24 protein-coding genes are annotated in these 22,970 nt (G+C 72.8%); 10 read left to right on the top strand and 14 right to left on the bottom strand.

Translation table 11 applies throughout. The features are described from left to right. Positions 1–77 precede the first annotated feature (77 nt). A complete protein-coding gene (locus WBQ80_RS06620; RefSeq protein WP_336570426.1) occupies positions 78–659 on the bottom strand; it encodes a helix-turn-helix domain-containing protein in 582 nt (193 codons plus the stop codon). A 116-nt stretch (positions 660–775) separates the two neighbouring features. Here WBQ80_RS06620 and speB point away from each other — a divergent pair, with 116 nt between their 5' ends. From speB to WBQ80_RS06645, 5 genes are all read left to right on the top strand, one after another. Further along, the gene (gene speB / locus WBQ80_RS06625) at positions 776–1,744 is read left to right on the top strand and encodes an agmatinase (RefSeq protein WP_336570427.1); all 969 of its coding nucleotides are present in this window, start codon (positions 776–778) and stop codon (positions 1,742–1,744) included. Between the two features lie 53 nt (positions 1,745–1,797). After that, complete coding sequence (locus WBQ80_RS06630) at positions 1,798–2,229, top strand: YybH family protein (RefSeq protein WP_336570428.1); 432 nt, start codon at positions 1,798–1,800, stop codon at positions 2,227–2,229. A 34-nt stretch (positions 2,230–2,263) separates the two neighbouring features. Then, the gene (locus tag WBQ80_RS06635; protein ID WP_336570429.1) at positions 2,264–3,643 is read left to right on the top strand and encodes a purine-cytosine permease family protein; all 1,380 of its coding nucleotides are present in this window, start codon (positions 2,264–2,266) and stop codon (positions 3,641–3,643) included. Between the two features lie 10 nt (positions 3,644–3,653). Further along, positions 3,654–4,280, top strand: a complete 627-nt coding sequence (locus WBQ80_RS06640) for a cyclase family protein (RefSeq protein ID WP_336570430.1) — start codon at positions 3,654–3,656, stop codon at positions 4,278–4,280. Between the two features lie 64 nt (positions 4,281–4,344). Next, on the top strand, positions 4,345–5,412 hold the full coding sequence (locus tag WBQ80_RS06645; protein ID WP_336570431.1) for a PHP domain-containing protein: 1,068 nt from the start codon (positions 4,345–4,347) through the stop codon (positions 5,410–5,412). A gap of 37 nt (positions 5,413–5,449) precedes the next feature. Here WBQ80_RS06645 and WBQ80_RS06650 read toward each other — a convergent pair whose 3' ends face one another. Then, positions 5,450–5,644, bottom strand: a complete 195-nt coding sequence (locus tag WBQ80_RS06650; RefSeq protein ID WP_336570432.1) for a hypothetical protein — start codon at positions 5,642–5,644, stop codon at positions 5,450–5,452. Positions 5,645–5,671: 27 nt separating this feature from the next. Next, entirely contained in the window at positions 5,672–6,613 is a 942-nt protein-coding gene (locus WBQ80_RS06655; RefSeq protein ID WP_336570433.1) for a cytochrome b/b6 domain-containing protein, read from the bottom strand. A 152-nt stretch (positions 6,614–6,765) separates the two neighbouring features. Here WBQ80_RS06655 and WBQ80_RS06660 point away from each other — a divergent pair, with 152 nt between their 5' ends. After that, the gene (locus WBQ80_RS06660) at positions 6,766–7,497 is read left to right on the top strand and encodes an EI24 domain-containing protein (protein WP_336570434.1); all 732 of its coding nucleotides are present in this window, start codon (positions 6,766–6,768) and stop codon (positions 7,495–7,497) included. A gap of 185 nt (positions 7,498–7,682) precedes the next feature. On the opposite strand, the gene WBQ80_RS06665 is transcribed toward WBQ80_RS06660, so the two are convergent. After that, a complete protein-coding gene (locus WBQ80_RS06665) occupies positions 7,683–8,387 on the bottom strand; it encodes an NAD-dependent deacylase (protein WP_336570435.1) in 705 nt (234 codons plus the stop codon). Continuing rightward, the gene (locus tag WBQ80_RS06670; RefSeq protein ID WP_336570436.1) at positions 8,384–9,001 is read right to left on the bottom strand and encodes a class I SAM-dependent methyltransferase; all 618 of its coding nucleotides are present in this window, start codon (positions 8,999–9,001) and stop codon (positions 8,384–8,386) included. Before WBQ80_RS06670 ends, WBQ80_RS06665 begins: the two co-directional genes overlap by 4 nt. A gap of 140 nt (positions 9,002–9,141) precedes the next feature. Between WBQ80_RS06670 and WBQ80_RS06675 the strand changes: the two genes are divergently transcribed. Further along, entirely contained in the window at positions 9,142–10,386 is a 1,245-nt protein-coding gene (locus WBQ80_RS06675; RefSeq protein WP_336570437.1) for an endonuclease/exonuclease/phosphatase family protein, read from the top strand. Between the two features lie 85 nt (positions 10,387–10,471). Here WBQ80_RS06675 and WBQ80_RS06680 read toward each other — a convergent pair whose 3' ends face one another. From WBQ80_RS06680 to WBQ80_RS06695, 4 genes are read right to left on the bottom strand one after another with little or no spacing between them, the layout of a single operon-like run. Further along, entirely contained in the window at positions 10,472–12,133 is a 1,662-nt protein-coding gene (locus WBQ80_RS06680) for a glycoside hydrolase family 13 protein (RefSeq protein ID WP_336570438.1), read from the bottom strand. Continuing rightward, the gene (locus WBQ80_RS06685) at positions 12,133–13,059 is read right to left on the bottom strand and encodes a carbohydrate ABC transporter permease (RefSeq protein ID WP_336570439.1); all 927 of its coding nucleotides are present in this window, start codon (positions 13,057–13,059) and stop codon (positions 12,133–12,135) included. Before WBQ80_RS06685 ends, WBQ80_RS06680 begins: the two co-directional genes overlap by 1 nt. Further along, positions 13,056–14,024, bottom strand: coding sequence for a carbohydrate ABC transporter permease (locus WBQ80_RS06690; protein ID WP_336570440.1), 969 nt, complete (start codon positions 14,022–14,024; stop codon positions 13,056–13,058). Before WBQ80_RS06690 ends, WBQ80_RS06685 begins: the two co-directional genes overlap by 4 nt. Before the next feature lie 25 nt (positions 14,025–14,049). Beyond that, the gene (locus WBQ80_RS06695; protein WP_336570441.1) at positions 14,050–15,342 is read right to left on the bottom strand and encodes an ABC transporter substrate-binding protein; all 1,293 of its coding nucleotides are present in this window, start codon (positions 15,340–15,342) and stop codon (positions 14,050–14,052) included. A gap of 128 nt (positions 15,343–15,470) precedes the next feature. On the opposite strand from WBQ80_RS06695, the gene WBQ80_RS06700 reads away from it, so the two are divergent. Then, entirely contained in the window at positions 15,471–16,715 is a 1,245-nt protein-coding gene (locus tag WBQ80_RS06700) for an ROK family protein (RefSeq protein ID WP_336570442.1), read from the top strand. A 31-nt stretch (positions 16,716–16,746) separates the two neighbouring features. Here the strand turns inward: WBQ80_RS06700 and WBQ80_RS06705 are convergent, their stop codons facing one another. Beyond that, the gene (locus WBQ80_RS06705) at positions 16,747–17,892 is read right to left on the bottom strand and encodes an epoxide hydrolase family protein (RefSeq protein WP_336570443.1); all 1,146 of its coding nucleotides are present in this window, start codon (positions 17,890–17,892) and stop codon (positions 16,747–16,749) included. A gap of 62 nt (positions 17,893–17,954) precedes the next feature. On the opposite strand from WBQ80_RS06705, the gene WBQ80_RS06710 reads away from it, so the two are divergent. Continuing rightward, positions 17,955–18,920, top strand: coding sequence for a helix-turn-helix transcriptional regulator (locus WBQ80_RS06710; protein ID WP_336570444.1), 966 nt, complete (start codon positions 17,955–17,957; stop codon positions 18,918–18,920). Here the strand turns inward: WBQ80_RS06710 and WBQ80_RS06715 are convergent. The 3 genes from WBQ80_RS06715 to WBQ80_RS06725 all read right to left on the bottom strand — a co-directional run bounded on the left by WBQ80_RS06715 (position 18,917) and on the right by WBQ80_RS06725 (position 21,838). Then, positions 18,917–19,459 (bottom strand): hypothetical protein, encoded by a 543-nt coding sequence (locus WBQ80_RS06715; protein ID WP_336570445.1) that lies wholly within the window; start codon positions 19,457–19,459, stop codon positions 18,917–18,919. The two genes, WBQ80_RS06710 and WBQ80_RS06715, sit on opposite strands and share 4 nt — an antisense overlap. A gap of 72 nt (positions 19,460–19,531) precedes the next feature. Beyond that, positions 19,532–20,146 (bottom strand): histidine phosphatase family protein, encoded by a 615-nt coding sequence (locus WBQ80_RS06720; protein ID WP_336570446.1) that lies wholly within the window; start codon positions 20,144–20,146, stop codon positions 19,532–19,534. A gap of 93 nt (positions 20,147–20,239) precedes the next feature. Beyond that, positions 20,240–21,838, bottom strand: a complete 1,599-nt coding sequence (locus WBQ80_RS06725) for a carboxylesterase/lipase family protein (RefSeq protein ID WP_336570447.1) — start codon at positions 21,836–21,838, stop codon at positions 20,240–20,242. A 106-nt stretch (positions 21,839–21,944) separates the two neighbouring features. On the opposite strand from WBQ80_RS06725, the gene WBQ80_RS06730 reads away from it, so the two are divergent. After that, on the top strand, positions 21,945–22,553 hold the full coding sequence (locus WBQ80_RS06730) for a dihydrofolate reductase family protein (RefSeq protein ID WP_336570448.1): 609 nt from the start codon (positions 21,945–21,947) through the stop codon (positions 22,551–22,553). A gap of 3 nt (positions 22,554–22,556) precedes the next feature. Here the strand turns inward: WBQ80_RS06730 and WBQ80_RS06735 are convergent, their stop codons facing one another. Next, positions 22,557–22,964 carry a VOC family protein gene (locus tag WBQ80_RS06735; protein WP_336570449.1) on the bottom strand — a complete coding sequence of 136 codons (408 nt, stop codon included), beginning with the start codon at positions 22,962–22,964 and terminating at the stop codon, positions 22,557–22,559. Positions 22,965–22,970: the final 6 nt, after the last annotated feature.

Genomic DNA, 22,970 nt, shown 5'->3' on the forward strand with positions numbered 1-22,970 from the left:
GGCCGCGCGCGGGCGTGGGCGCAGCCCCCTCGCGGCAGCGCGGCGATCCGCTATGGTGCGCGACCGGATGCCGCCGGCTACGCCGACCCGCTCCACGGCGCCGGGACGAGCACCCACACGACCTCGGCGGGTCCGTCGTCGTCGGCGACCCACGTGTGCGGCTCGCGGCCGGGGAAGGTGAGCGCGTCGCCCGCCTCGAGGCGGACCGTGCGGTCGGCGAACCGCACCTCGACCGCGCCCGAGAACACGTGCAGCACCTCGACGTCGCAGTTCACGGTGTAGAGCTCGTGCCCGCCGTGCGCGCCGGGCGCGAGCGACGAGCGGAGCAGCTGCACGCGCTCCTCGCCGCGCGGGGACATGAGGTGCTCGTCGACGTGCACGCCGCCGAGGTTGATCCGCGGCGCGTCGGCGCGGCTGACCTTCTGGATCTCGGGCTCGGCGAACAGCGCGCCGACCGGCAGCGAGAGCACCTGGCACAGCTGCACGAGCGTGGCGACGCTCGGCGAGGTCTCGTCGCGTTCGAGGCGGCTGAGGAATCCCTTGCTGAGGCCGCTGGACTCGGCGACGCGGGCGAGGGTGAGCCCCTGCGCCATGCGCGTGCTGCGGAGCTTGGCGCCGATGGGCGGTCCGCCGGTCGCGGACGGGTGGATGGGTCGCACTGCGGGCTCCTCTCGCGCCGCGCGGCGTCGCGGCATCCGTCGGCCCCTTGACGTTCGAGCTCCTCGGGGCGTACCGTGTGTGCAAGTTGTCTCGATAGTACTGGAAGTTTCTCAATATGCAACCCACTTCGGAGTACGGCCCGATCGGCCCGGTGGACGCGAGCGTCGTGCCGCGCTTCGCCGGGATCGCCACCTTCGCGCGCCTCCCCCGCCTCGACGAGGTGGGCCGGGCGGATGTCGCGATCGTCGGCATCCCGTTCGACTCCGGCGTGAGCTACCGGCCCGGGGCGCGCTTCGGCCCGGCGCACGTCCGCGAGGCCTCGCGCCTGCTGCGGCCGTACAACCCCGCGCAGGACGTCTTCCCCTTCGGCGCGCAGCAGGTCGCCGACGCGGGCGACATCGCCGTGAACCCCTTCGACATCGCCGAGGCCGTCCGCGAGGTCGAGGCCGGCGCCCGCGAACTGCACTCGAGCGCCGCGCGACTCCTCGCGATCGGCGGGGACCACACGATCGCGCTGCCGCTGCTGCGCGCCGTGCACGCGCAGCACGGACCGGTCGCGGTGCTGCACTTCGACGCCCACCTCGACACGTGGGACACCTACTTCGGCGCCCCCACCACGCACGGCACGCCGTTCCGCCGCGCGAGCGAGGAAGGACTCATCGACCTCACCGCGAGCATGCACGTCGGCATCCGCGGGCCCCTCTACGCCAAGAGCGACCTCGAGGACGACGAGCGGCTCGGCTTCTCGATCATCACGAGCGAGTACCTCGAGGAGCACGGCGTCGCGAGCGCGATCGAGCGCCTTCGCGCCCGGATCGGCGACGCCCCGCTGTACATCTCCATCGACATCGACGTGCTCGATCCCGCCCACGCGCCGGGAACCGGCACCCCCGAGGCCGGAGGGCTCACGAGTCGCGAGCTGCTCCGGATGCTCCGCGCCCTCGCCGACCGCGACATCGTCGGCGCCGACGTCGTCGAGGTCGCGCCGGCCTACGACCACGCCCAGCTCACGGGCGTCGCGGCGAGCCATGTCGCGTACGAGCTGCTGAGCGCCATGGCGCCCCGAACCCCGGTCGTCGGGTAGGCGCGCAGCGCCCTACCGAGACGCCCACCCCGAACGGCGAAGGAGCCGAGTCCATGAACGAATCCGAGGCGCCCCTGCGCGAGGAGGTCGAGGCCGCGGCATCCGCGATCGTCGACGCCTTCGCCGCCACCGACCGGGACCGGTACTTCGCGTGCTTCGACCCCGAGGCGACATTCGTGTTCCACACCGAGCCCGCCCGGCTCGACGACCGGGCCGCGTACGAGCGGCTGTGGGACGAGTGGGTCGCGAGCGGATGGCGCGTCGTCTCGTGCGAGTCCGCCGACCGGCACGTGCAGCTGCTCGCGGGCGGCGCCGTGTTCACCCACTCCGTCGCCACGACCGTCGAGACCGGCGAGGGCCGCGACTCGTACCGCGAGCGCGAGACGATCGTGTTCCGATCGGATGCCGCGGGCGGCCTCGTCGCCGTCCACGAGCACCTCTCCCCCGCACCCGCAGCGCCCTCCCCCGCCGACGGCGACGCCTGACCCCACCCACCCCATCCACCGAGGAGACACAGCAATGTCGCTCTACACCCGCCTCGAACAACGCCTCGAACGCAACTCCGACGACGCCGGACCGGTGCGCGGGCAGTTCTCGCTCGTGCGCATCGGCCTGATCTGGCTCGCCGCGAACCTCGTCGTCACGACCCTGCTCACCGGCACGCTGTTCGTGCCCGAGGTGGAGTACGGCCTGGTCATCCTCCTCATCGTCGTCGGCACCCTGATCGGTGCGGTCGTGCTCGTGCTCGTCGGCAACATCGGCACCCGCACCGGCCTGCCGACCATGGCGCTCACGCGCGGGCCGTTCGGCACGCGCGGCAGCCTGCTGCCCGTCGCGGCGAACGTGGTGATCCTCATGGGCTGGAGCTGGGTGCAGGCCATGCTCGCCGGCATCGCGCTCGACTTCATCGTCGCCTCGGTCACCGGGGTCTCGCTGCCCGTGCTCTGGGCGGTCGTCTGCCAGACGATCGTCGTGGTCCTGGCCATCTTCGGCCACGAGGGCATCGCCCGCATCGAGCCGTGGCTCGCGGCCCTCATGCTCGCGATCATGGCGTACATCTTCATCGCCGCGTTCACGACGTTCGCCCCGGCGGAGTACGTCGCGCTCGAGCCCGCACCCACGATCTACACGCCGATCCTCGTGCTCGACGTGGTCATCGCGACCGCGATCTCGTGGACCGTGCTGTCGGCCGACTTCAACCGCTTCGCGAAGACCAGCCGCGACGGCATCATCGGCGCCGGCGTCGGCTACAGCCTCTCGACGATCATCTCCATGTCGCTCGGCGCGACCGCGATCGCGTACGTCGTGCTCTCGGGCGGCGAGGCCGTCCCGTTCGACCCGGTGACGATCATCGACCCCTTCGGCTGGCCGCTCGCCATCGTGATCTTCGTCTCGGTCATGGCGACGAACACGATGGTCGTCTACGGCATGGTGACGACGGTGGTCAACGCCATCCCCGGCACCCGCGTGAAGTTCCTGCCGACCGCGCTCATCCTCGGCGTCATCTCGATCATCGGCGCCACGTTCTTCGGGCTGCTGAACCAGTTCACGACGTTCCTGGTCACGATCGGCGCCCTGTTCGCCCCGGTGTTCGCGATCATGATCGCCGACTACTACATCGTCAAGCGCGGCGCCTACACGCCCGACATCCTGAACGCCACGGGCGGACGGTACTGGTACCTCGCGGGCGTCAACTGGTTCGCCGTGGTCGCGTGGGTCGTCGGCGCGGTGGCCGTCTACGTCTGGACCTACGTGTGGCCGACGCCCATCGGCGCGACGATCCCCGGGTTCGTGCTCACGTTCGTGCTCTACCTCGTGCTGTCGCTGCGCGAGCGGTCGGCGCACCCGGCCGAGCCGAGCCGGCACCTGAGCCGCAGCGGCGCCCCGACGGACGCGTGACGGCCGGGCGATGCGCGACCTCAGCCATCCCATCGCCGACGGCATGATGGTGTACCCCGGCGACCCCGGGGTGCACCTCGCGCCGGCCCTCGAGCTCGAGCGCGACGGCGCCGCGGTCACCGCGCTCGAGCTCGGCTCGCACACGGGCACGCACGTCGACGCGCCGTCGCACACGGTCGGGGGCGGGCGGACGATGGCCGAGGTGGCGCTCGACGAGCTCGTCGGCGACGCGCTCGTGCTGCACCTCGACGGCGTCGGCGACGGCGAGACCTACGGGCTCGACCGGCTGGGCGAGATCCCGGCGACGGTGCCCGCCATCGTCGTGATCGACACGGGGTGGTGGCGGCGGTTCGGCACCGAGCGCGCCCTGCGGCATCCGGCCCTGTCACCGGATGCCGCACGCGAGCTGGTCGCCCGCGGCATGCGCGTGCTGGCGGTCGACACGCTGAGCCCCGACCCGACGGATGCCGCGGGCACGACGTCGTTCCCCGTGCACGAGGTCGTGCTCGGCGGCGACGGGCTCATCGTCGAGAACGTCGCGAACCTCGGCGGGCTGCCGTCGCGCACGCGGATCGGGTTCTTCCCGCTGCGCCTCGGCGGCGACGGCGCCCCGGTCCGCGCGGTCGCATTCGACTGATCGCGGGGGTGACGAAGCGCGCCGCTCCTCGACCCGAACGCCCTTCGCGGGGCAGACTGGGGCGATGGACCCGGTGCAGGCGCTCGAGGAGATCGCGACGCTGCTCGAGGTGCAGCTCGCCTCGCCGTTCAAGGCGAAGGCCTTCCGCCGCGCCGCGGGCGTGATCGGGCCCTGGTCGGAGGACGAGCTCCGCACCCGCGCGGCGGACGGGCGGCTCAAGCGCACGCCCGGCATCGGCGACTCGAGCTTCGGCGTCATCGTCGACGCGCTCGACGGCCGGGTGCCGGGCTACCTCGCCGACCTCCGCGAGCGGGCCGGCGCCCGGTCCGCCACCGGCCTGCGCGCCGAGCTCCGCGGCGACCTGCACGCCCACTCCGACTGGTCGGACGGCACGACGAGCATCGCGGCGATGGCCCGCGCCGCGGCATCCGCGGGGCTGTCGTACTTCGCCCTCACCGACCACTCGCCGAGCCTGCGCGTGGCGAACGGCCTCTCGCCCGAGCGCCTCGAGTCACAGCTCGACATCGTCGCGGCCCTGAACGCCGGACTCGGCGAGGCCGGCCGGGGCGAGGGCGACGAGCCCGACGAGCGATCGCGCGGCGACCTGGGCGTGCGGATCCTCACGGGCATCGAGGTGGACATCCTCGAGGACGGCACCCTCGACCAGCGGCCTGACCTGCTCGAGCGGCTCGACGTGGTCGTGGCCAGCGTCCACTCGAAGCTGCGCGCCCCGCGCGATGAGATGACGAGGCGGATGCTGCAGGCCGTCCGGGACCCGCACACCAACGTGCTCGGCCACTGCACCGGCCGGCTCGTGACGGGCTCGCGGGGCACGCGCCCGCAGTCGGAGTTCGACCACGAGGCCGTGTTCGCGGCGTGCGCCGAGCACGACGTCGCCGTCGAGATCAACTCGCGCCCGGAGCGGGAGGATCCGCCCGACGAGCTGATCGCCCTGGCGCTCGCCGCCGGATGCCGTTTCTCGATCGACAGCGACGGACACGCGCCCGGGCACTTCGGGTTCCTCGCCCTCGGCGCCGCGCGCGCCGAGGCGGCCGGCATCCCGCCCGAGCGCATCATCACGACGTGGGACGCGGACCGGCTCGTCGAGTGGGCCGTGGCGAAGCGCCCCTGACCGGCCGGCGTCGGGCCGCGCCGATCGGGGCGCCCGATCAGCGCTCGACCGCCCGGCGTTCCCCGGCACGGCGCAGCCACGAGCGCAGCGCGAAGAACACCACGACCGCGACCACCGCGACGATCGCGAGCTTGATCACGAACCAGAGCACGCTGAAGACGAGGTCGACGACGAACCAGGCGATGGCGACGGAGACGATGACGCCGAGGACGATCCAGAGGGTGCGGGCCATCCGGCGAGCCTAGCCGCCGCGCCCCGGTCAGCCCTGGACGCGGCCCGAGGTCGCGGCGATCCGCTTGAGCAGCGGCGGCGTGGCGACGAGCCAGGCGACGACCATGACCACGACCGACAGCGCGAAGACGGCGAACCCGAGCCAGTCGTCGGTGTCGCGCGCGGTGTACATCTGGTTGAGCTTGCGGAGCGCCCCGGTCGTGAGGACCAGGACCACGTGCACGAAGGTGAACGCGAGGAAGAACAGCATGACGGGGTAGTGCACGGCGCGCGCCATCCGCTCCCCCGACGCCGCCGCGAGGCGGCCCTCGACGGGCCACACCGACGAGAGCCGGAGGCCCGTGAGGATCGCGAGCGGCGACGCGATGAACACGACCGCGAAGTAGGCGAGCTGCTGCAGCGCGTTGTAGACCACCCACGAGTCCTCGGTGGGCCAGTCGAGCGACGCGTACTGCAGCGCCGCCGAGAGCGCGTTCGGCACGACCGCCCAGTCGGTGGGGACGATGCGGACCCACTGCCCGGTGGCGAAGAGGAGCACGACGTAGCTGACGCCGGTGAGGGCCCACAGCGCGTCGAGCCACAGGTGGAACCACAGCCAGATGCCGAGGCGCCGCGGCGGCCGGGCGGTCCGGGGCCAGCGGGTGTTGTCGCGCGTCCAGAAGCCCGGCGGCCGTCGCTTCGAGCGCAGCTCGAGCCCGGTCTTGACGAGCAGCACCAGGAAGAACGCGTTCAGGAAGTGCTGCCACCCGAGCCACGCGGGGATGCCCACCGGGGCGCCCTCGGGCGGCGGCACGATCCCGGGATAGTCCGCGACGAAGGCCTCGACGGCCGGCACGCCGCGCAGCAGGCGCGCGATCACGACGACCACGGCGAGGACCAGCACGGAGATCGCGGCGCCCCACAGCACCCGCGTGCGTTGCGAACGCCACCACTCGGCGGCGCGGGAGGGCTTCGTCTGGGTCACGGTCATCTTCCGGGCGGGATCCTTCACGGCGGGTTCGCGTCACGCTGCGGGTGGTGACGGATGCCTCCGACGATATCGCCGTCGGCTGGGAGCGCGTGTCGCGGCCGCAACACCGCGTCGCACCGCCGCGACCGCCCGGCCCCGCCTATGCTGGCCCGATGCTGAGCGATCTCGCCGACGGAGCACGCACCCTGCTGCGCGGCTTCGGGTTCTGGCGGGTCGACCCGGGTGTCATGCTCGTCGGGCTCGTGCCGGCGGCGATCGTGTTCGTCGGGCTGGTGTGGGGCCTCGTCGCGCTCGGCATCGGCCTGCCGGGGCTGGTCGACTGGGCGACGCCCTTCGCGGACGGATGGGACGGGTTCTGGCGCGACGCCTTCCGCGCGCTGGTCGCCGTCGTCGTGTTCGCCGGCGCGGCGGTCCTGGCGTTCGTGACGTTCACCGCGCTGACGCTCGTCGTGGGCGACCCCTTCTACGAGCGGATCTGGAAGGCGGTCGAGTCCCACCTCGGCGGGGACGTGCCCGCGGAGGGGCCCGGGTTCTGGAGCGGCGTGCGCGGCGGGCTCGTCCTGCTGCTGCAGGGCCTCGTGTCCGCGGCGGCGGTCGCGGGCGCCGGCTTCGTGCCCGTCATCGGCGGAGTGCTCGCGGCGGTGCTGGGCGCCGTGCTCACCGGCCGGATCCTCGCGCGCGAACTCTCGGCGCGTGCGCTCGACTCGCGCGGGCTCACCTTCGCCGACCGGCGCGTCCTCTACCGCCGCCACCGCTGGCGCCTGCTCGGCTTCGGCATCGCGACGCAGCTGTGCTTCCTCATCCCCCTCGGCGCGATCGCGACCATGCCCGCCGCCGTCGCGGGCGCCACGATGCTCGCCCGCAGGATGCTCTCCGAGCGCTGACGGAGCCGATCGTCGGAGAATCTCCGCAAGGGTGCATCCGATCACGGCCTCCGGGCGGAAGTAGGTGGTGAGGGGCTCCCGGTCCCTTCGGGGGATCGGACCGGGAGCCCGTCCACATGCCCCGGCGCCGGCCGGAGACCGCGGGTGCCGCGGGCCGAGACGAGCGGCCTGCGGCATCCGCCCGTTCACGGGGCGCCGAGGACCTCGTCGACCCAGCCCGGCACGAGGACGCTCGCGGGGCCGAGCCGGGTCTCGTCGAAGAACTCGGTGATCTCGCTCGTCGCCAGGTTGAGCTCGAGGGTCGCCGCCCCGAACGCGGCCGCGGTGAGGACGAAGCCGGCTGCGGGGTGGACGGAGCCCGACGTCCCGATCGCCGCGAACCGCTCGCACCCCACGAGGGCGCCGTCGATCTCGGCGAGCCCGTAGGGCATCTCGCCGAACCAAACCACGTCGGGGCGCAGCATCCGCTCGCCGCACGCGGGGCACGGCGGCCCGTCGAGGAGGTCGGCCTGGACCTCCGAGCGCGCCCCGCAGGCCAGGCATCGAGCCCGCCGCAGTTCGCCGTGCAGGTGCAGCACGCGCGACGAGCCGGCGCGTTCGTGCAGGTCGTCGACGTTCTGCGTGATTACGAGCAGGTCGTCGCCGAGTTCGCCCTCGAGGCGCGCGAGCGCATGGTGCGCCGGGTTCGGGGCGACGGATGCCGCGGCGCGGCGACGCGCATCGTAGAACCGCTGCACCGTGGCCGGGTCGCGCTCGAACGCCTCGGGCGTGGCGACGTCCTCGACGCGGTGCCCCTCCCACAGTCCGTCGGCGTCGCGGAACGTCGGCACGCCGGACTCCGCGGAGATGCCGGCGCCGGTCAGCACCACGATGCGCGGCACCGCGGTCACGCGCCGTCCCCGTCCGCGGCCTCCGTCGCGTGGCCCCGGAACAGGAGCACCCTGGTCGGGCCGAGCGGGAAGGACGGGACGCGCACGAGCCGGACCTCGTCGCCGGCGAACCCGGCGTCGGCGAGCGCGCGGCCCGTGTCGCGATCCCAGTGGCAGTTGTGGCAGAACCGCGCGCTGAAGGGCGTGACCGCCCGCTGCACCGCGCGCTTCAGGGTGCGCGGCGGCGCGACGACGTGGTCGACGAACACGACCCGGCCGCCCGGGCGCAGCACGCGGCGCACCTCGGCGAGCGCCGCGGCCTGGTCGTCGACCGAGCACAGCACGTAGGTGCCGACCACGGCGTCCACCGACGCGTCCGGCAGCGGGATGCGCTCGGCGACCGCGTCGAGGACGTCGCTCCGGTGGCCCCACCCGCGCGCCCGCGTCGCGAGCTCGGCGCGGCGGCCCGCGTCGGGCTCGAGGCCGATCCACTCGACCTCATGGTGGAACGCCCCGAAGTTCTCGCCCTCGCCGGCGCCGATCTCGAGCACGCGCCCGCGGATCCGGCCGATCGCCTCGCGCTCGAGGTCGTCGAGCGCGTCGTCGGAGATCAGCTCGGGCCGCGCGGCATCCACCCGGCCATGCGACCACGGCGCCGCGCAGGCGTCAAGCGCCGTCGCCCCGTGGTCGGGCGGACCTGCTCGTTCGCGCAGGGTTCTTCCGCGCGACACCCATGGGGCCTACCGTGGTGCCCATCCCGGAGTGAAGGAGCCCCATGTCCACGAGACCTCGCATCCGCACCGCCGTCGCGGCCGCCGGCATCGTCGCCGTCGCGTCCGCCGGCCTGCTCGCCGCCCCGGCCCAGGCCGCCCCGCCGGAGGGCGCCGGAACGGAGTCGATCCGCGTCGCGACGTTCAACCTGTCGCTCAACCGGAACGTCGCCGGGCAGCTCGTCTCCGACCTCTCGACGGGAACGAACGTCCAGGCGAAGACGGTCGCCGAGATCATCCAGCGGACCGATCCCGACATCGTGCTGCTCAACGAGTTCGACTACGACGAGGAGGGCCTCGCCGCCGACCTGTTCCGCGAGAACTACCTCGAGGTCTCGCAGGGCGGCGCCGACCCGGTGGAGTATCCGTACGCGTACGTCGCCCCGTCGAACACGGGCGTGCCGAGTGGGTTCGACCTCAACGACGACGGCGTGGTCGGCGGACCCGACGACGCGTTCGGGTTCGGGTTCTTCCCGGGCCAGTACGGCATGGCGGTGCTGTCGAAGCACCCGATCCTCGAGGACGAGGTCCGCACCTTCCAGCACTTCCTGTGGAAGGACATGCCGGGGGCGCTGCTGCCCGACGACCCCAGCACGCCGGAGCCGGCCGACTGGTACTCGCCCGAGGAGCTCGACGTGTTCCGGCTCTCGAGCAAGTCGCACTGGGACGTTCCCGTCGATGTCGCCGGCCGCACGGTGCACGTGCTCGTCTCGCACCCGACTCCTCCGGTCTTCGACACGGCCGAGGACCGCAACGGCACCCGCAACCACGACGAGATCCGGTTCTGGGCCGACTACGTCACGCCCGGCACGGCATCGCGCTACATCTCCGACGACGAGGGCGGTACCGGCGGGCTGAAGCCGGGGTCGTCGTTCGTGATCCTCGGCGACCAGAACTCCGACCCGCTCGACGGCGACTCGATCCCCGGCGCGATCCAGCAGCTCACCGAGCACCCGCGGATCACCGACCCGCTGCCGACCTCGGCCGGCGCGGTCGAGGCGACGCTGCAGCAGGGCGGGGCGAACCTCGTGCACCGATCCGACCCGGCGTACGACACCGCCGACTTCGCCGACGGCACGCCGGGCAACCTGCGCGCCGACTACGTGCTGCCCTCGCGCGACCTGCGCGTGGAGGACGCGGGGGTGTTCTGGCCGGTGCAGGCCGACCCGCTGTCGGCGCTCACCGGCGTCTTCCCGTTCCCGTCGAGCGACCACCGGCTGGTCTGGGTCGACCTGCGCGTGCACGGCTGACGCGGCCGAGCCGGCCGAGCCGCGGCGTCGGGCTGCGGCCGCGCGGGTCCCGGGGTTCGCACCGGCCGGGGCCCCCGCGGGTCGGTCAACGGCGCAGCCACACCGCCGTCTCGCCCGGCAGGCGCCCGTCGACGAGCGGCCCGCTCGCGACGAGGACCTCGCCCGGAGGCAGTCGAGCCGGCTCCGTGCCGAAGTTGATCGCGACCTCGCAGCCGCCGGGCCGCCGGAAGCGCACGACGTCGGCCTCGCCGTCGTCCAGCCACTCGAGCTCCTCGGGACCCTGCAGGTCGTGCCGCAGCGCGATCGCCCGGCGGTAGAGCGAGAGGGTCGAGCCGGGCTCGCGCTCCTGCGCCTCCGCGGCGTGCTCCCGGAACCAGTCGGGCTGCGGCAGGTGCGAGCCGCCGGGGCCGAAGCCGAACGACGGGCCGTCCGCCGCCCACGGCAGCGGCACGCGGCATCCGTCACGGCCGGGGTCGACACCGGGATTTCGGAGGAAGGACGGGTCCTGGCGCTCGGCCGGCGGGATGTCGGCGACCTCGTGGAGTCCGAGCTCCTCGCCCTGGTACAGGTAGGCCGAGCCGGGCAGGGCGAGCATGAACAGGCTCGCGGCCCGCGCACGTCGCAGGCCCCGCTCCCGATCGAGCTGCGCTTCGGGGCCTCCGGCGAGCAGCCAGGCCCCGCCGTGCTTCTCGGCCGCGGCGGGCTCGGGCAGTCCGTACCGCGTCGCGTGGCGCACCACGTCGTGGTTCGAGAGGACCCAGGTCGTCGACGAGCCCGACTGCGCGGCGAGCGCGAGGTTCGCAGCGACGACCCGCCGGAACGCGCCGGCCTCGAACGGCGCCGCGAGCAGGTCGAAGTTGAACGACTGCCCGAGCCCCTCGATGCTCGCGTAGCGAGGTCGGCGGTGGGATGCGACCCACGCCTCCGCAACCGCGGTGCGCGGCGGCGAGTACTCGTCGAACGCCCGCCGCCAGTCGGCGTAGATGTCGTGCACCTCGTCGCGATCCCACAACGGGTGGGCGCCGTCGCGCGGCAGGGCGTCGAGCGTCGCCTGGTCGGGCAGCTCGTCGTCGAGCCGCTTGGCGAGGCCGTGCGCGACGTCGATGCGGAAGCCGTCGACGCCCCGGTCCGACCAGAAGCGGAGCGTCGTGAGGAAGTCGTCGCGCACCTCCCGGTCGTCCCAGTTGAGGTCGGGCTGCTCCCGCGCGAAGACGTGCAGGTACCACTGGCCGTCGCCCACCGGCTCCCAGGCCGACCCGCCGAAGATGCTCGTCCAGTCCGAGGGCGGCAGCGCGCCGTCCGGCCCCAGGCCGTCACGGAACACGTACCGGTGGCGCGCGGCCGACCCGCGCGGCGATGCGAGCGCCTCGCGGAACCACTCGTGCCGGTCGGAGGTATGGTTCGGGACGATGTCGACGACCACGCGGATGCCGGCCTCGTGGAGGGAGGCGACGAGGTCGTCGAAGTCGGCGAGCGTGCCGAGCCGCGGGTCGACGTCGCGGTAGTCGTCGACGTCGTACCCGCCGTCGGCGAGCGCCGACGGGTAGAACGGGCTGAGCCAGACCGCGTCGACCCCCAGGCCACGCAGGTAGGGCACGCGCGATCGGATGCCGCGGAGGTCGCCGATGCCGTCGCCGTCCGTGTCGGCGAAGCTGCGCGGGTACACCTGGTACACCACGGCCTGACGCCACCAGTCGGCCTGTTCGAGCGCGCGATCGGCCGCGGATCGGGTGAGCACGTCGGTCATCAGCCCTTCACCGCGCCCTGCGTGACGCCCTCCATGACCCACCGCTGGGTGAACAGGTAGACGATGATCGCGGGCGCCATCGCCATCAGGTACGACGCGAACGACACGTTGTAGTTGTTGCTGAACTGGGTCTGGAAGATCGACTGCACCACCGGCAGCGTCTGCTGCGCGGAGTCGGCGATGATGAGCGACGGCATCATGAAGTCGTTCCACGAGGCCAGGAAGGCGAAGATCGCGACGGTCGCGCTCATCGGCGCCAGCAGGGGGAAGATCAGCTGGCGGAACGTCTGCCACGTCGTGGCCCCGTCGATCCGGGCGCTCTCCTCGAGCTCGAGCGGGATCGAGCGGAGGAAGGCCGTGAAGAGCAGGATGCTGAACGACAGCTGGAACATGATGTGCAGGATGGTGACGCCCACCGGGTTCGCGAGCCCGGTGAGGCCCGTGAGCTGGATCTGCGGCAGGGCCACGACCGGGAACGGCAGGAACATCGCCGCGAGCAGGTAGAAGAACGACCAACGGAAGAAGCGGTGCTCCCAGTTGCGCACGATGGCGTACGAGGCGAGCGCGGCGAGGATCACCGTGCCCACCACCGTGCCCGCGGTGACGAGCAGCGAGATCGTGAAGGCGACGGGGAAGTTCGTGAGCTCCCAGGCCTGGGCGAACCCCGAGAAGTCGAACGGGCTGGGCAGCGAGAACGCGTTGCCGTCGACGGCCTGCGACGTCGACTTCATCGACATGGTGACCGTGACGTAGAGCGGCAGGAGGACCGTCAGGGCGCAGAGGAACAGGATGACCATGGTCGCCCAGTTGGTGCGCTCCTGACCGACGCGGCCACGGCGGCGGCGGGCTGCCGGGGCGGTCGCCTCGTCGAGCGTGGGCGTCGCGGTGGCGGCAGCGGGCCTGCGCTGCGCGGGTGCCTGGGTCATGAGATCGCCGCCTTTCCGCGGGTGAGTCGGAGCTGGAGCACGGAGATCGTCACGGCGATGATGAAGAAGATCGTGGCGTTGGCCATCTGGTAGGCGTAGTCGCCGCCCGTGAAGCCGGTGAAGATCGTCATCGCGATGCTGCGCGTCGCCGTCCCGGGCCCGCCGTTGGTGAGGCCGACGATGACGTCGTAGACGTTCAGGTAGTTCTTGAAGCCGATGATCACGTTGATGACGACGTAGCCGGCGACGAGCGGGAGCGTGACCGACCAGAGGCGTCGTACGGCGCTCGCCCCGTCGATGTCGGCGGCCTCGTACACCTCCCCGGGGATCGAGAGCAGTCCCGCGATGTAGATCAGCAGCGTCGCCGGGATCGACTGCCACGCGGCCACGACGACGATCGCGAGCCACGCCAGGTCGGGATCGGCGAGGATCGACTGCGACAGCCACGGGATTCCGAGCGAGGTGCCGAGCTGCGGCACCGAGTTGGAGAAGAGGAAGTTGAAGACGTAGGCGATGATGATGCCCGAGATCACCATGGGGATCACGAAGACCGCCCGAAGCGGGGCCTTCAGCCTGATGCGCGAGGTGAGCCCGACCGCGAGCAGGAACGCGATGACGTTCACGAGCAGCACGGTGACGATCGCGAACCCGAAGGTGAAGCCGTAGCTCGAGAGGATCGCGGGGTCCGAGAACACCGCGATGTAGTTGGTGAGCCCGATGAACTGGAACTCGCCGAACCCGATGAAGTTCGTGAACGAGTAGAAGATGCCGAGCACCGCGGGGACGGTGATCGCCAGCGTGAACAGCACGAGCGTCGGCACGAGGAACCAGTAGTAGATCGGGTCGACGCGGGACCGGCCCTTCCGGTCGTGCCGGGCACCGGCCGGGTGGTCGGCGCGGCCGTGCTCGGCCTCGTCGACGAGTGAGCCTGCCGCCGCGGCGGCCGGCGTGATCGGCGTCGTCATGTCGGAGTCCTCTCGGTTCGCCGGGTCAGCCGCGCAGCGCGAGCCGGGCCCAGTCCGCGTCCATCGTGGCCAGGATCGCCTGCGGGTCCCCGCCGGTGACCATGCCCTGGATGTAGTTGTCGGTCGGGATGGTGAGTGGGATGGCGCGCGAGGGACCCTGGTAGAACTTCCCCCCGTCGTAGTACTCCTGCATGCCGATGATGCGCTCGTCGGTCACGGGAGCGGCGTCGGTCGTGGTGCCGAAGCCGAGGTAGGCGGTGTTGTAGTCGTCCATGACGTCCTTCTGCATGAGGTACGACACGAATGTCCGGGCGGCCTCCTTGTCGGTGCCCGTCTCCGGCACCCAGAGCGCGAGGTCGAGGTTGACGCGCACCTTGAGGTCTTCCGGGTCGTCGGTCACCGGCAGCGGGAAGGTGGCGAGTTCGAGGTCGGGGTTCGTCTTCTCGATCTCCCCGAACGCCCACGGCCCCTGGAAGTACATGGCCGCCTCTTCGTTCGCGAACGCCACGTTGCCGTCCCCGTAGCCGCGGCTCGCGGCGCCGTCCTGCGAGTACGCGGCGATCTCGAGCATGCGGTCGACCGGTTCCGCGAGGGTCTCCTGGAACGACACCGGCGAGTCGGGCCCGACCTCGGTGCCGAGCTCGTTCATCTGCTCGTAGAACTCCGCGACGTCGATGCTGCCGCCGACCGTGTAGTCGAAGAGCCCCTGCCCGACGGTCCACGGGTCCTTGTAGGTGCTGTAGATCGGCGTGATCCCGGCCGCCTGGAGCGTCTCGCACACCTCGACGAACTCGTCCCAGGTCGTGGGGACCTCGAGGCCGTTCTCCTCGAACATGCGCACGTTGTAGATGACGGATGCCGCGGCGACCGAGTACGGCAGCACGCTGGTGCGGCCGGGATAGGTGGCGTACTGGTCCACGAGGTCCTGCACGTCGGGGCGGATGCGCTCGGCCTCGGGCATGTCGGAGAGGTCGGAGAGCGCTCCTCGCTCCATGAACCGCGCCATCTCCATGTTGTAGTTCAGGAGCCCGACGTCGGGCGGGTTGCCGCGCAGGAACCCGGCGGAGAGGTTCGAGGCGGTGTCGAGTGTCACGTCGACCTCGTCCTGCTCGTCGTTGAACCGTTCGACGAGGTCGCGGAAGTACGGGATCGCCTCGGGCTTGGACATGTGGAAGGTGATCTCGGCCGGGCCGCCGCCGGAGACGCTCGCGCATCCCGACATGGAGACCGCCGCGACCACGACGACGCCGGCCGCGAACGCGGCTCGTGCCCGGCGCCGGCCGGGGCCCGGGTGCGGGGTGGTGGTTCCGTGGGGCACGTCGTCGTCTCCTCCGGTCCGGTCCGCCGACGCGGCACCCCGAGGTGTCGACGTCGACAAGTAGATTTAGGATGTAGATTTACTGCGTGTCGTAAATAATGGCCGAGGACGAGGGAAGGTGTCAAGAGGTGGACGAAGCGGGTGCGGCGTCGTCGCCGCAGGTCCTCCGCCGGCTCAATGCGCGGCGGCTGCTCGAGCAGGCGTGGCGGCGCGAGGCGTTCACCGCGACCGACGCCATGGCGGCGACCGGCCTCACCCGCTCGACCGTGATCGGCGTGTGCGACGAACTCGTGCGGCAGGGATGGCTCATCGAGCTGGACGATGCGCGCGCCTTCGGCGCCTATACGAAGGGCCGCCCCGCCCGTCGCTACGCACTGCGCGAGCGCGCCGCCCTCGTGGCCGCGATCGATGCGGGTTACGACCACGTCTCCGCGACCGTCGCGGACCTGAGGGGTACCGTGCTCGGCCGGTCCGCGGCAGCGATCCCGGCGGCGGCCCCCGAGGACGTCGAGCGGCTGGCCGACGCCGGTCAGCGACGCGAGCTCGCCGCCGGCGTGCTGCATGACGCGCTCGCGGCCGCCAGCGCCGGCGAAGGGGACCTCCTCGCCCTGACGATCGCCGTTCCGGCCCCGGTCGACGCGATGGGCGCCTCCCCCGCCGAGGATCCGTTCTGGAGCCTCACGAACCCCGGCTACGCCGACGAGTTCGCCGGCACTGCTCCGATCGTCGCCATCGAGAACGACGCCAACCTCGCCGCGATCGCCGAGGCGTCGGCGCCCGAGGGCGGCGGCCGCGACGCCGACTCGTTCATCGCCCTCATCGTCGGCGAGGGCATGGGAGCCGGGCTCATGATCGACCGCCGGCTCGTGCGCGGACGCCGGGGCGGGGCGGGCGAGCTGCGGTTCCTCGACCACGTCGAGGGCGTCGGTTCGGCCGACGGCCTCGCGCTGCTCGCCCGACGGTGGGCGGTCGACGCCATCCGCGACGGACTCCCCCCGGAGAGCCGCCTCGCCCGGCTCGATCCGGTCCGGGTCACCGAGTCCGACGTCGCGAGCGCGGCGGTCGCCGGCGACCCCGCGGCATCCGCGATCGTCGATCGCCTCGCAGAACGCCTCGCCCGGATCTGCCTGGTGCTCGGCGACCTCCTCGACGTCGAGCGGATCGTCGTGAGCGGTTCCGCCGCGACCGCGATGCCGGTCGTCATCGACCGCGCGGCGGCGATCCTCCGCGAGAGCGACGATCCCGCGGCGCCCGACCTCCGGTCCTCGCGCCTCGGCGACGAGTGCGTGCCGATGGGGGCGATCGAGCACGGCCTCGCGCTCCTGCGCGATCAGGCGCTCGACCTCGCGCCGACGACCCGCGGCGCCGCCTGAGGGCGCCGCGGGCCGTCCGTGCGCGACGGGTTCAACCGCGGAGCGTCGCGAAGAAGGCCCGGATGTCGCCGGCCACCGCCTCGGGCACCTCGAGGGCCGCGTAGTGCCCGCCCTGCTCGAACCGGCTCCAGTGCACGATGTCCGAGTTGTCGCGCTCGGCGAACACCCGGATCGTCTGGAAGTCGTCGGCGAAGACGGCCACGCCGGTCGGTGCGGTGTTGACCCGCGGCTCGGCGTCCGCGCGCGCGTTCTCGAGGTAGCTGCGGCTCATGCCCGCCGCCGCGTTGGCGAACCAGTTGACGCTGACCTCGGTGAGGATGCGCTCGAGCGGCACCCGGGAGGTCCCGTTCCCGAAGGACTCGAACAGCTCGCTGTAGGCGAGCAGGCCGACAGGCGAGTCGCTGAGGGCGGCGGCGACGGTCTGCGGCCGGCTGGCATTCATGGTGTTGTAGCCGCCGACCGACTGGAACCACTGCATGTGCTCGAGTCCCGCGTAGTCCTGCGGCTCGAGGCGCTCGAACTCGGCCGGGTCGCCCGAGGGGAACGAGAAGAGCTGCAGCACGTGCAGGCCGAGGAAGCCGTCCGGGTTCAGCAGGCCCAGCTCGCGGGCGACCATCGCGCCGTTGTCCGAGCCGTGGATCCCGTACTCGGTGTAGCCGAGGCGGCGCATGAGCTCGTCGTAGGCTCGCGCGACGCGTGCGGTCGTCCATCCCGGCTCGGCGACGGGGTTCGAGAAGCCGTACCCGGGCGCATCCGGGATCACGACGTCGAAGGCGTCCTCGGCGCGGCCGCCGTGGGCGACGGGGTCGACGAGCTCGTCGATCAGGTCCAGGTAGTCGATCGACGAGCCCGGGTAGGTGTGGGCGAGGATGAGCGGGGTCGCGGCGGCGTGCGGCGAGCGCACGTGGATGAAGTGGATCGGCTGCCCGTCGACCTCGGTCGTGAAGTGCGGCACGGCGTTGATGCGGGCCTCCTCGGCGCGCCAGTCGTACGAGGTGCGCCACTGCTCGACCGCGTCGCGCAGGTAGGCGTTCGGGGTCCCGTAGCTCCAGTCATCGCCCGGGGCCGGCTGCGGCAGCCGCGTGCGGGCGAGGCGTTCCATGAGGTCGTCGAGGTCGGCCTGGTCGACCTCGACGGCGAAGGGGCGGATGTCGGTGGAAGCGGTGGTGTTCGTCATGTCCCCGACGCTACGGTCGAATCAGGCACGTTCAATTCCTAATGAAAGGAGATGATCGGCCCATGTCCGACACCGCCGCGCGAATGCTCTCGCTGCTCTCCCTGCTCCAGTCCCGCCCCGAGTGGAGCGGCAGCGAGCTCGCCCGGCGCCTCGGGGTGTCCGGCCGCACCATCCGCAACGACATCGAGCGACTGCGCGCCCTCGACTACCCCGTCGAGGCGACCCGGGGCGCGGCGGGCGGATACCGGCTGGGCGCCGGGGCCAAGCTGCCGCCCCTCCTGCTCGACGACGAGGAGGCGGTCGCGGTGTCGGTCGGCCTCCGCGCGGCCACGGGCATCGCGGGGGTCGAGGAGTCGAGCGCCCGCGCGCTGGCCAAGCTCGAGCAGGTCCTCCCCCCGCGTCTGCGCGCGACGGTCGCCGCGATCGGCGCCGTCGTCGACCGCGCTCCCGAGAACACCGGGACCGACGCACCCGACCCGGAGGTCGACCACGCCGTGCTCGCCGCGATCGCCGCCGCCATCCGGGACGTCGAGTGGTTGCGCTTCCTCGACCGCGGCGTCCCGCGCCTCGTCGAGCCGTACCGGCTGCTCAGCTGGCAGCGCCGGTGGTACCTCGTCGGACGCGAACCCGAGACGGGCGAGTGGGGCGTCTTCCGCGCCGACCGGATCGAACCGCGCATGCCGACCCGGCGCCGGTTCGCGCCGACGCCGCTGCCGGGCGGCGACTACACCGCCTTCGCCATGCGCGCGATCGCCGCGAGCGGGTGGAACGTCCACGCCCGCCTGCGCATCGCGGCCCCCGCCGAGGACGTGCTCGCCCGGATCAATCCGGCCGTCGGCGTGGTGGAGGCCGTGTCCCACCGCGAGTCGGTGCTCGTGACCGGCGCCGACTCGCTCGACACCATCGGCGCCTACATCGGCATGCTGGGCATGGACTTCACCGTCGAGTCGCCCGCGGAGCTCGTGCCGCTGCTGCGCACCCTGTCGGAGCGCTACGCCCGCGCGGCCGCCGGCCCCGCCCGAGGCTAGGCCGGTCCGAGGCCCACGCGGTCGGGCACGGCCGTCACGACCCTCGGCAGCCACTCGTGCACGTCCGGCCAGGCGCGAGCCGTCGGCAGGCCGCGGATGACGGCGGCGAGCGAGGCGTCGCCCGGCGCCCACGGGATGACCCGACTGGGGGACGCCGACGCGAGCACGCCGAGCCACCAGTGCAGCCAGGTGCCGCGGATGGACTCGGGCTCGACGACGACGTAGTAGTCGGGCACGCGGATCTCGTGCCGGTCGACGGCCTCCACGAGCTGCTCGATCTCGAGCTGCAGCACGCCGAGCGTCGACCGCTCGTCGTAGAACTCGACCCACGCGGATGCGACGTGCCCGAGCGGATCACGGTCGTGCACGACGTACGGGGCGTGCGACGTGTTCGTCCAGGTGACGACCTCGGCGTCGGTGGCCTCGGTCATGGCGGCGAACGTCGCGGCCTCGACGTTCGGCAGGCCTGCGAGGGACGTGATCGCGGTCGTCGCCTCCTCGCCGACGACGACCAGGGTGGTGCTTCCCGGTGCCTCCATTTTCGGATTGTACGTCCGCGCGGGCGGCCGAGGGCCGGGAAGCCCCAGCGCGTCGCATGCGCCGACCGCGCGTCAGCCGGCGAGGCGCACGAGGTCGGAGGCGGCGTCGAGCGCCTCGCGCACCTCGGCGAACGGCGTGCCGGCGACGGTCACGACCTGCCACGCGGCATCCGCTCGCCGCACCTCGGAGACGGCGAGGTTGTCGAGCCGCGGGTAGTGCCGGGCGTCGTGCCCGCTGAGCTCCGCCAGCACGTGGCGGATGAGCGTGCCGTGCGCGACCGCGAGCACGCGCGCGCCGTGGTGCTCGGCCGCGATGCGGTCGAGGGCCCGGATGCCGCGGGGCCCCACGGCCTCGTCGGGCTCCTTGCCGGGGAACGCGCGGCCCGGCCAGCGCGCGTCGATCTCGGCGACGAGCGTGCCCTCGGCGGCGCCGAAGTCCTGCTCGACGAGGTCGTCGTACGCGCCCGCCACCCGGAGGCCGAGCCCCCGCGCGAGGATCTCGGCCGTCTCGCGCGCGCGGCCGAGGGTCGAGCTCACGACGACGTCCCAGTCGCCGCGGTCGAGCATCGCGGCGGCGGCCTCGGCCTGCGCCCGACCGGTGCCGTTCAGCGGGATGTCGGTCCGGCCCTGCATGAGCCCGTTCAGGTTCCAGTCGGTCTGTCCGTGGCGGATGAGGGCGAGGCGCATGGGTTCCAGCCTAGGCGGGGGCGTCTGGGCGGATGCCGCGAGGGGCTCGCCGGTCGGGACCGCGCGTGCCGGCCCGACCGGCGTCGCGCCGGCTCACCCCGCGAGCGCGGGGAGGAAGCGGGTCCAGGCCCGTCGCCGCTCGCGGCGCGGGTCGGTGTCGATGCGATCCTCGACGTCGATCACGAGCGTCGCGCGGCGGCGCTCGTCGTACCGGGGCCACGCGCCGTCCGGTGCGGAGCCCCCGGCGAAGCGCACCCACATCCCTCGCATCCGCTCGCCGGCCGCGACGTACGACTCGGTGCCGCCCAGCGCGGTCATCACGCGCGCGAGGGCGAGGTCGGTCCGGTCGAAGAGCGCGAACATCTCCACGCCGTGCGTCGCATCGAGGCCGAGGACCTCGAGCAGCCGCGGCGCCACGTCGAAGCGGTAGGACCAGGCGGGGGCGTACCGCGAGTGGAAGTCCGCGACCCTCGTGCTGGGGAACCAGAAGCCGAAGTCGCCTCCGAAGTCGGCGGCGGGCCGGCGCGCGGGCAGGCCCGGGTAGGCGGCGCGCATGCCGGCTCGCGCGCCGGCGGGCGCCCGGGCGAACAGCGCCGCGATCCGCGCGGGCGTGCGCGGCAGGATGTCGACCCGGCCGCGGAAGATGGTGCCCTCGCGGTCGTTCGTGCCGATGATGAGCGGGACCCGGTGGGCGGTGCCGTCGCGGAACGCCCGCATGGGATGCCGCGGCAGGAGCTCCCCGTCCACCACGGGCGCGAGGCAGAACGTGCCCGGGTCGGCGTCGGGGGTGCGCACCTGCAGGATGGCGCACGCGGCGACGAGGTCGATCGGCGCGGCCGAGCCGAGCAGCTCCTGCGGCGTCCGGTGCCGAGCTGCGCCATCCGGCCCCCGACCGCCGTCGCGCCGCTCGTGCGCGCCCACGACGCCGCGGAGGATGCCGACGAACTCCGCCGCCCACCGGGCGGTCAGCGCGGGCGCGTAGACGGCGTTCGGCGGCGGGCTCTGGGCGATCGCCCGGGCGAAGAGCCCGCGCGCCGACGGGGTGGCCATGAGCGTGGTCACGGCGTTCCCGCCCGCTGACGCGCCGAACACGGTCACGTTGTCGGGATCGCCGCCGAACGCGTCGATGTTCTCCCGCACCCACCGCAGCAGCGCCACCTGGTCGCGGAGCCCCAGGTTGCTCTCGAAGGCGCGCTCCGGCGTCGAGTAGCGGGTGAAGTCGAGGTAGCCGAGGGGCCCGAGCCGGTAGTTGAAGCTCACGTACACGACGCGCCCGTCGCGCACGAACCCCTCGCCCTGCCCGGAGAAGTCGCGGGACGAGCCGACGCTGTAGCCGCCGCCGTGCAGGAACACGATCACCGGCAGCGGCGTCGAGGCGTCGTCGTTCCACACGGGTGCGTGCACGTTGACGGTCAGGCAGTCCTCGTCGGCGCGGATCGCCGCGGACGCCGAGTGGACCAGCGGATTGCGGATGGACTGCGGCGCGACCGGCCCGAAGTCGGCGGCGAGACGGACGCCCTCCCACTCGGGTGCCGCGACGGGCGCGGCGAACCGCAGTGGTCCGACGGGTGCGGCCGCGTACGGGATGCCGCGCCAGGCGAGCAGCCCGCGCTCCCGCACGCCGCGCACCACGCCACCGGCGAGCCGCACGTCGACCGTCTCGTCGTCGTGCCGCCGGCGGCGTCGGATCATCCCGTCTCGCTGCCCACCCGTCCACCCCACCCCGGCGGCGGCGCATCCGCAAGGCATTGACACCTCGACGGCGGCGCGCGAGATTGAGGCGCGGAAGGGAGCACCCATGGGCATCCTCGCAGTCGACCTGTTCATCACGCTCGACGGCGTCTACCAGGCGCCGGGCGGCCCGGAGGAGGACCTCGAGGGCGGATTCGAGTACGGCGGATGGCAGGCACCGTACCTCGACGACGAATCCGGCTCGGTGATCGGCGCGGGCATCGACCGGCTCGATGCGCTGCTGCTCGGCCGGCGGACGTACGACATCTTCGCCGACTACTGGCCGAGGCACCTCGACACCCAGGTCGGCGCGAAGTTCGAGCAGGTCCCCAAGTTCGTCGCGTCGCGCACGCTCGCCGATCCGTCGTGGTCCGGCACGACGGTCGTGACGGATGTCGCGACCGAGGTGCCGGCCATCAAGGACCGGTTCGACGAGATCCACGTGATCGGCAGCGGCGACCTGGCGCGGTCGCTGCTCGCGGCCGACCTCGTGGACCGGCTCAACCTCTACCTCTACCCCATCGCGTTCGGCACCGGGAAGCGGCTCTTCGGTGCGGGAACGGTCCCCGCCGCCTTCACGCTCGCGCAGCAGCCGATCGTGTTCCCGAAGGGGGCGATCGCGCTCGTCTACGAGCGCGCGGGCGTGCCGGTCACGGGGATCCAGATGGCCGACTGAGCCTCAGTCGAGTTCTTGGAAGATGGTCAGCTGCACGCCCGCGGGGCCGCGCAGCCGCGCGTTCACCGAGCGCCACGGGGTCTCGCGCGCCGACGCCTCGAGTCGCCCGCCCGCCTCGACGAGCTCGTCCGCGACGGCGGACGCGTCGTCGACCTCGAGCGCGACCCGGAGGTGATCGCTGCGGCCGCCGTCGGTCTCGACGCGGTCGATGAAGCGGACCTGCGCCGGGTTCGACAGCTCGAGCGTCGCGCGGCCCGCGTCGAGGATGACGACCTGCGCGCCGTCCGGCCCGCTGTAGGCCTCGGCCTCGGGCATGCCGAGCACGTCGCGGTAGACGCGCAGTGCGTCGTCGAAGTCCTCGGCCTCGACCACCAGTCTCAGCTGCCGCACGCGTGCCGGGCGACCGGCCATGGTGGA

Origin of the sequence: Agromyces sp. CCNWLW213 (genome assembly GCF_037199545.1) — a bacterium.
In the GTDB taxonomy this organism is placed as follows: Bacteria; Actinomycetota; Actinomycetes; order Actinomycetales; family Microbacteriaceae; genus Agromyces.